This is a genomic window from Rhodococcus sp. EPR-134 (genome assembly GCF_001647205.1).
Taxonomy (GTDB): domain Bacteria; phylum Actinomycetota; class Actinomycetes; order Mycobacteriales; family Mycobacteriaceae; genus Rhodococcus_F; species Rhodococcus_F qingshengii.
Map to the genome: position 1 here is coordinate 1 of NZ_LVCT01000165.1, position 1,546 is coordinate 1,546.

Genomic DNA, 1,546 nt, shown 5'->3' on the forward strand with positions numbered 1-1,546 from the left:
AGAACCGTCGACTGCTTGTCCGCGCGGCGTGGGCCGAACCCACCGCGGACGCCGACACTGCGCCGCGGTTGGCGGAACTCCTTCGGAGAACTGCGCGTTGGCAGGGCTGCGACACCATCGAGGTGGAGAACAAAGGCACGTTGTCTCAGCAGTTGGCCGCCGCCATGAGGTGAGCCTTCAAGGCCGCGAGGGAGATTGTCATTCGGGAACGGTTATCCGCCCGTCGATTGCGGCCCTGCTGATGGAATTTCTCAATGCGGAACAACTTCCGGATCGAATTCTCGGCGGTTCAGCATCGTCGCGGTACTCCAAACATGCCGTGCGCGAATCTGATCGCCACTGGGTCGACGTGTGATGCCAGCTGTTCTTCTCCACGAGGACGTATGTTCCGCACCGCTCGCAGTCCAGCGGTTCCATGGTCATTGCCCTACTCCTGCGGCGGCCCTGCGTGCGATGTTGTCAGCGACTTCCTGCTTCCACACTTCGATGGGTTTGCTTGTGTCCATCTCGAATTCGAAACGGTCGACCATCTCGGGCGTGACGTCGGCGACGTCCACGTAGAACTGTTCATACCACCGCCTCAGTTGGTATACCGGACCGTCCTCGGTGCAGAGCAGCGGATTGTCGATGCGGGTCTTGTTCTTCCAGATCTCGATGTCCTGCTCGAACCCGACACCGATGTATCCGATCATCGCGTCGACAAGTTGATCGGCGAACTCGGCGGGCATCTCTGCGGACTTCTGGACGGTAATGCCGTACATGAGTACGAATTTGTTCGGGCTCACCGGGTAGTGGCAGTTGATCAGCACCGAATCGGTCGTGAAGTTCTCGTAGACGTAGCGCAAGTCGTCGATCATGAACGACGGTCCGTGGTAGGCCGCTGTCGAAAGATTCGACACCAACTTCGGTACGTCGGGGTCGGTCCAGGTCACGATGTCGTCGCGGTTGATGCCGCTCTGCTCCTGGATGGCGACGTGTCCTTCGAAGACATTCTTGAAATAGGTGGGGAACGAGAAGTGCACGTAGAAGAAGTGCGCCATGTCAACGACGTTGTCGACGATTTCTCGGCAGTTCGTATCGATGACTATCGACTTCCAGACCCAATCGGTCCACTCGTGCTCCGCAGACTTGATGATCGGTATGGCGACTTCGGCAGGAGGCGGATTGCCTTCGGGGTCGTGCCAGACGAAGAGCAGCCCGTCTTGTTCGAGCGCAGTCCAAGCGCGGGTCTTGGCAAGCGGGGGGACACGTCGAGCATAGGGAATCGCGGTGCACTTACCGTTGCCTCCCCACCTCCAGTCGTGGAAGGGGCACGCGATCGAATCGCCCTTGACCGTGCCCTGACTCAGGTCGCCGCCCATGTGACGGCAGTACGCGTCGAGGATCTTCAGTTCGCCATGCGAGTCGGAGAAGACGACCAGTTTGGTACCGAAAGCTTCGACGGAATGCGGGTTCCCGTCGCTGTAGTCCTTGGCGAGGCCGAGGCAGTGCCATCCGCGGGCAAATCGAGTGGGAGGTTCTCCCTGGTCGATGATGCGAACCTCTT

General features: G+C 59.5%; 1 protein-coding gene. It reads right to left on the reverse strand.

Annotated elements, in window-relative coordinates; genetic code table 11:
* Positions 1-419 precede the first annotated feature (419 nt).
* Positions 420-1,546, reverse strand: a 1,127-nt coding sequence (locus A2J01_RS07540; RefSeq protein ID WP_231915728.1) for a Rieske 2Fe-2S domain-containing protein, incomplete at its 5' end; no start/stop codon positions are given.